We start from the raw sequence: 6,585 nt of genomic DNA, 5'->3' as shown, positions 1-6,585 counted from the left end.
GTCCGCCAGCATTCTCCATATTCCCTTGTCCCGCCAGCGGCAAAACCGCTTGTGTATGCTGTTCCAATTTCCGAATTCTGGCGGTATATCCCTCCACGGAGCGCCCGTGCGCGTCTGCCACGCTACCTCGTTAATAAACAAGCGGTTGTCTTTCGCCACTCCCCCGTGCTTCCCTGCCTGTCCGGGCAGCAGTTCTTTTATCCGTTCCCACGCCTCGTCGCTTATATCGTGCCGGTGAATACCTTTATTTCCTTTCATGCTCCTATTTTACCTCTTTTCCTTTCTTTAGTCCACACTGCCTAGGGGATTCGTTCGGCAGCGGGACTTATACGTTCTTTTTTAAAAACGGCAAACACGTACACGTGCGCGACTGCAGCGCGTATGATTTTGATACGAGCGGAAAGACGACGATTTACCAATACTTTCAGAGCGACATTGGAAGGGTGGCGGAATGGCTGCGCTGGGCGGGAGTTGAGCCGGAGGTGTACAGCACCGCTAACCCGTTCGTGTATTGCTGGGCGCGCTTCGACACGAAACTGCTGAATGGCGTTGGGAAAGAGGTTTACGGTAAAAACCGCGGCGCCGCATACCTCGCGAGGTACGGGAAAACGACAAAAATCGGCGGGGCGTCTCAGTTGTTTTTTGCGCGTCCGCACGAAAGCTTTGATTTTGAGCTATTGTACGCGGTGACCGGCAGCGGCGTGCCTGTCTTTTTGCGAAATGCTTCCGACACGCAGGAAGGCAGGGACGCGCCGGCAATCTGCCTGCGATTCTTGAATAGGAGTGACCTGCATCGCAGCGAAACGGCTTGCCGGAATGCGAAGATGACCGTTCTAGCGAGTTTCGACGAAAGGGAGCATGACTGCTGGCTTTTTATAGACGCGAGCGACATAGCGTGGTTTGCTTTCGCTAATTGAGCGTTCGGCGTTGCCCGTGCCAACGCACGGGTAACGTTCGATAGGTGAAGCATAGAGGCGTATGCCGAACGACATAGACGCACAAGAGCGGGGCACACGCCCGCTCTTTTTTTATGCCCATCCGAGCGTCTGTTTTTGCAGGTGTCTCATGCCCGCCCTAAACAGAGGCTCTGTTCTACTCTAAAACAGGGACTCTCTTAAGCCCTTACGAGAGCCGCTTTGTTTTACTTTTCTGCAATTCATCCGCTTTGCCTATGCGCTTTCACCCATAGGCAAAGCCTCTATGCCAAGCGAGTTTACCTATCTGCCGAGTTTCCTCAAGAAACTCGACCGTTACCCACACGGGTAACGCCCTGTGCCGCGAATTTATTGACAGGCAAGCGGAGCGCGGGAAACTCGGCACAGAGGCAGGACGCGAAAGAGCGGGGCGAACCCCCGCTCTTTTTTATGCCCGCCCTAGCAGGTGTCTCGCGCCCGCCCTAGCAGGTGTCTCGTGCCCGCCCTAGCAGGTGCCTCATGCCCGCCCTTGCGGGTGCCTCGTGCCCGCCCTAGCAGGCGCCTCATGCACGCCCGTGCAGGTGTCTCGCGCCCGCCCTAGCAGGTGCCTCATGCCCGAACGCGCAGGTGTCTCGCCTGCCGGTTGGTACGTCCGCCCCCGCCTCTTTTACTGACACCACTGATCACTGCGCCGCCCTCTATGCAGAGTTTCCTCAAGAAACTCTGTCGTTACCCCGTGCTATGCACGGAGTAACGCCCTGTGCCGCGAATTTGTTGACAGGCAAGCGCGGATTTCACTATGATACGCGAAAGGAGTCCCTATGCCGCTCGTTGCCCCAGCCCTGCTTGCCCGAATGACCGACCCCGACGCGTCCGCCATACGGAGAATGTTTGAGGAAGGCGCCGCGCTGAAGAAGCGGCACGGCGCGGACGCCGTGTTCGACTTCAGCCTCGGCAACCCCGACCTTGCGCCGCCGGAGGGCGTCGTCCGCGCGATAGAAGACGCCGCGCGCTCGCGGGAAAGCGGGCGGCACGGCTATATGCCGAATGCGGGCTACCCCTTTGCGCGCGCGGCAATGGCGGAGAAGGTTTCCCGCGAGCAGGGCGTAACGGTGTTGCCCGAAGGGGTCGTCATGAGCGCGGGAGCCGCCGGCGCGCTGAACTGCGTGCTCAAGGCGCTGCTGTCCGAAGGCGACGAAGTGCTCGTCCCCGCCCCGTTCTTCCCCGAATATGCCCACTACGCGCGGAATCACGGCGGGGTGCTGCGCCCGGTGCCGTCCCGCGCGGACTTCTCGCTCGACTCGGACGCGCTTGCCGCCGCGCTTTCGCCCAGAACAGCCGCCGTGCTCCTCAACTCGCCGAATAACCCCACCGGCAAGGTCTACGCCGAACGTGACGTCGCCGCCCTCGCGGAGGCGCTTGCCCGCCACGGCGAGCGGACGGGGCGTTTCCCCTGCCTCATCTGCGATGAGCCGTACCGCGACATAGTGTACGGCGGTCGCCGAGTCGCGCCGGTGTTCCCGCTGTACCGGAACGCCGCCGTCGTCTCGTCTTTCGCCAAAAACCTGAGCCTCCCCGGCGAGCGGCTCGGCTATATCGCGCTCAACCCCGCTATGGACGACTTCGCCGCCGTATCCGCCGCCTGTGTCTTTGCCACGCGCATACTCGGCTTCGTGAACGCGCCGGCGTTCTTTCAGCGAGTCGTAAGCGCTTCGTGGGAGTGCAAGGCGGACTATTCGCCCTACGAAAAGCGGCGGAACCTGCTGGCTGGCGTGCTCGACAGCGCGGGCATTGCGTATGCCCTGCCGGAAGGCGCATTCTATCTGTTCTGCGCGGTGCCGGAGCGAAAGCATACGGCGGGAGCCGACAGGGACGACGCGGCGTTCTGCGAACACTTAAAAAAGCATTTGGTGCTGTGCGCGCCGGGCAAGAGCTTCGGCGGAGCGGGCTGGTTCAGAATGGCGTACTGCGTCTCGGAGCGCACGATTGCGGGCTCGGCTCCCGCGCTTAAAGCAGCGCGGGAATCGTGGTAAACAGGACTTGAGGGGAGCGATATGAAGATTCTAATGATAACCGCGGAAGCGGTGCCGTATGCCAAAACCGGCGGGCTCGCGGATATGGTGTCCGCGCTCGCGCTCAGCCTGCACCGCGCGGGACACGACGTCAGAATCGTCATGCCGCGGTATTACGCGATAGACCGGAGCGCGCTGCGTCTTATCCCGGAGCCTATGGGCGTTCCCGTCGGCAGCCTCGGCGAGCAGTGGACGGCGGTATACGCGACCGAATTGCCGGGGAGCGAGCGCGCAAACAGCGGCGGGCTTCCGGTGTACTTTATCGACCATGAGCAGAGTTTCGGGCGCGACGGCGTGTACGGCTCTCCGGCGGAGAGCGATTTTCACGACAACCCCGCGCGCTTTTCGGTGCTGTGCAACGGGGCGTTCCAGCTTTGCCGCAAGCTCGGCTGGTTCCCCGACGTCATTCACGCGCACGACTGGTCGGCGGCGCTCGCGCCGGTGCTGCTCAAATTTGTCGAGCGGCGGCAGGGTTTCGGCGGGACGGCGAGCGTCTTCACGATTCACAACCTCGGCTATCAGGGCAACTACAGCAAGGACTATTTCCCCGCGCTCGGCTTGGGCTGGGAGCATTTCTTTGCGTCCGGCTTTGAGGACTGGGACAGAATCAACTTTCTGAAGGCGGGCTTGTGCAGCGCCGACGCGCTCACCACGGTGTCCCCGACGTATGCCGCCGAAATCCAGTCGGGCGAACACGGCTTTCGAATGGACGGTGTGCTCCGCTCCCGCTCTGGCGACCTGTACGGCATTCTGAACGGCGTCGACACGGAGATTTGGAACCCCGCGAAAGACAAGCGCCTCGCGCGGACATACACGGCGCGGACGCTCGCCGCCGGAAAAGCGCTGAACAAAAGGGCGCTACAGCAGCGAATGGGGCTTCCGGAAGACGCAAGCGTGCCGCTTATCGGCATGGTAACGCGGCTCACCGACCAGAAAGGCGTGGCGGAGGTGTTCGCGCCGACATTCGGCTGCGCGTACCGCCTGTGCAGCCAAATCGCGCTGCAGTTTGCCGTGCTCGGCGCGGGGGAACGCTGGTGTCAGGACGAAATCCGCCAGCTTGAATCGAAGCTGCCGAACTTCCGCGCGTATCTCGGCTATGACGACGGCTTGAGCCACCAGATTGAGGCGGGGAGCGACTTCTTCCTCATGCCGTCTCGCTACGAACCCTGCGGCTTGAACCAAATGTATTCCCTGCTGTACGGCACGCTTCCTATTGTGCGCCGCACGGGCGGACTTGCGGACACGGTGCAGAACTACGACGACAAAACCGGCGGCGGCACCGGCTTTATGTTCGACTACCTTTCGCCGCAAAGCGTGTTCGACACCGTGTGCTGGGCGGTCTACGCGTGGAGCCACCGTCCGGACCATATCGCGCACATGCGGAAGCGGGCAATGCAGCAGGAATTCGGCTGGAGCGTCGCGGCGGCGCGCTACGCCGACGTGTACGAAGCGGCGCTCAAAAAACTGGCGCGGTAAAACGTATGCGGAAGGAATTCTTGCCGTATGACGCGGTGCGCAACAACGCGCTCAAAATGGCGCGCCGAATCCGGCAGGACGGCTTTGAGCCGGATATCATGTATGTGTCGCTGCGGGGCGGCGCGTATGTCGCCAACGTGGTGAGCGAATACTTCAAGCTGGCGCAGCAGGGCGGGCGTCCGGTGCTGTACGCGGCGGTCGTCGCCCGCTCGTACACCGATATCCGCCGGCACGACCGGATAATGATAGACGGCTGGACGTATTCGCCGGAGCACCTTCGGGCGGGCGACAAAATCCTTCTCATCGACGATATCTTCGACAGCGGCAAAACCATAAACTTTTTGACGGAAGTGTTCCTTGAAAAGGGAATTCCCCGGAAAGACATAAAAGTCGCGGTGCACGATTACAAGCGTTTTTTGTACAAGAGCGAGCAGCTTCCCGTTCAGCCCGATTACTGGTGCCGCAAATTCGACATAGCGCGCCCTGAAGACGACTGCTGGATTCATTATATGAGCCACGAGCTGGTCGGGCTGACGCGCGAAGAGCTTGAAACCTACTATTACCGGCACGACCCGGAGCTTCGGACAGTGCTCGACGATACCCGCGCGTAGCACGCGGCATACAGGGCGGGCACATTCGCGGCGCAAAGGCACGCGCCGACCGGGACTGCCGAAATGACAAGAAAGGGAGCGGGCAAAGCCCGTTCCCTTTCTTGTCTCATAGGAAAAGCGGTTTTGCCGCTTCCCCTATGACGGCGTAACGGCGGGATAGGGCGGCAAAACCTTTGTATTATATAGAGATACACGGCGTACAGGCAAAACCGGACGCGACCTTTGGCGGCGTTTTTGAGCCGCTCATAGGATTTTATGAGTCGCTCACAAAGTTTTTTGCGCCGCTCACAAAATTTTATGCGTCGCTCACAAGGTTTTTTGCGTCACTCACAAAATTTTTTGCGCCGCTCACAAAATTTTATGCGTCACTCACAAAATTTTATGCGTCACTCACAAAATTTTATGCGCCGCTCACAAAATTTTTTGCGCGGCTCGCGGGACCTTGCGAGTAATTCGCGGGACCTTGCGGGCGGCTCAGAAAATTGTATGAGCGGGGCGTTCCCCTTTCGGGGAACGTTCAAGTTTCTTGAAGAAACTTGACATATAGGCATAGCGTATAAGCACGCGCCGACTGGGGCTGCCAAAATGGAGAGAAAGGGAACGGGCAAAGCCCGTTCCCTTTCCCGTCTCATAGGGGAAGCGGTTTTGCCGCTTCCCCTATGACTGCGCACAGGCAAAAGCCGCTTTTGGGCGCGAAAACAGTCACAAAAAAATATTGACAGGGCGCGGAGCGTGTTGTATACTGTTATGCATAGTAAACGCATTAGCGGAGGGAAAGAAAAATGACCGAGTTCAAAAAGGCAGCCATAAACGCTGCCGCAATTATCGCCGTTGCAGCAACCGTCGTCGCCAGCATTTTAGGGTGTGACGGCTTCGCCAATGAACCAAATGAAAGCGGAGCCGGAACTTCTGCAGGACTAGGTAGTGTGGACTAAAGAGGAGGAGAGAGGTAAAAAGGGAGATATGAATGAAATACTCCACAGCAAACTATGGAATATTTCATTAAAATCGTTTTCGGCACCCTCAAACGCTGGCGAGGAATCGCTACGCGCTATGCAAAGCTTACCGTTTCCTTCATCGTTGCTATTCATATCAGGTGTTTTCCTTTACATCCACCTTCAAGTCCACACTGCCTAGCCCTTCGCGTTCCGCGCCGCTTGCCGCCTCGCGCGGCGCGTCCGGCGACAGTTCCTGCCGGCATGAAACCAGCGCTCCCGCCGCTACGGCTGCGCCGGTCAAAAACCTCTTCGCTGCATTCATCTTTTGCCTCCAATACGTGTAATATGCATAGAAGTATACAATATGTTCCGCGCCCTGTCAATATTTTCGGGGCGCAAAAGCGGCGGCGGCAGCCGAGCCGTCCGCGCGGGAGGTTCTCGTTAGGTTAGGTAGTGTGGACTGGAAGGTAGAGGAATAAACACCTGACATGAATGGCGGCGATGAAGGAAGCGGTGAGCTTTGCATAGCGCGCAGCAATTCCCCGCCAGCGCTTGAGGGCACGGAAGACGTTTT

At 59.1% G+C, this 6,585-nt stretch carries 8 protein-coding genes and 1 pseudogene; 7 read left to right on the top strand and 2 right to left on the bottom strand.

All coding sequences use genetic code 11. The features are described from left to right. Positions 1–258, bottom strand: a 258-nt coding sequence (locus tag AWU74_RS03130) for a transposase (protein ID WP_162504725.1), incomplete at its 3' end; no start/stop codon positions are given. A gap of 104 nt (positions 259–362) precedes the next feature. On the opposite strand from AWU74_RS03130, the gene AWU74_RS03125 reads away from it, so the two are divergent. The 7 genes and pseudogenes from AWU74_RS03125 to AWU74_RS10100 form a co-directional block, all read left to right on the top strand. Next, positions 363–917, top strand: coding sequence for a hypothetical protein (locus AWU74_RS03125; protein ID WP_062327482.1), 555 nt, complete (start codon positions 363–365; stop codon positions 915–917). 818 nt (positions 918–1,735) lie between these two features. After that, the gene (locus AWU74_RS03120) at positions 1,736–2,947 is read left to right on the top strand and encodes a pyridoxal phosphate-dependent aminotransferase (protein ID WP_062327480.1); all 1,212 of its coding nucleotides are present in this window, start codon (positions 1,736–1,738) and stop codon (positions 2,945–2,947) included. A 21-nt stretch (positions 2,948–2,968) separates the two neighbouring features. Further along, on the top strand, positions 2,969–4,462 hold the full coding sequence (gene glgA, locus AWU74_RS03115; protein WP_062327478.1) for a glycogen synthase GlgA: 1,494 nt from the start codon (positions 2,969–2,971) through the stop codon (positions 4,460–4,462). Between the two features lie 5 nt (positions 4,463–4,467). After that, positions 4,468–5,073, top strand: a complete 606-nt coding sequence (locus tag AWU74_RS03110) for a phosphoribosyltransferase (RefSeq protein WP_062327476.1) — start codon at positions 4,468–4,470, stop codon at positions 5,071–5,073. 173 nt (positions 5,074–5,246) lie between these two features. After that, positions 5,247–5,525, top strand: coding sequence for a hypothetical protein (locus AWU74_RS03105; RefSeq protein WP_062327473.1), 279 nt, complete (start codon positions 5,247–5,249; stop codon positions 5,523–5,525). Positions 5,526–5,855: 330 nt separating this feature from the next. Beyond that, positions 5,856–6,008, top strand: coding sequence for a hypothetical protein (locus AWU74_RS11495; protein WP_162482018.1), 153 nt, complete (start codon positions 5,856–5,858; stop codon positions 6,006–6,008). A gap of 78 nt (positions 6,009–6,086) precedes the next feature. Next, positions 6,087–6,182: pseudogene (locus AWU74_RS10100) on the top strand (IS5/IS1182 family transposase); the annotation flags it as partial. Here the strand turns inward: AWU74_RS10100 and AWU74_RS11490 are convergent. Beyond that, complete coding sequence (locus AWU74_RS11490; protein WP_187150810.1) at positions 6,166–6,333, bottom strand: hypothetical protein; 168 nt, start codon at positions 6,331–6,333, stop codon at positions 6,166–6,168. The pseudogene AWU74_RS10100 and the gene AWU74_RS11490 overlap by 17 nt on opposite strands. Positions 6,334–6,585: the final 252 nt, after the last annotated feature.

The organism is Treponema endosymbiont of Eucomonympha sp. (assembly GCF_001028545.1).
This window is presented reverse-complemented; position numbering and strand designations above follow the sequence as displayed.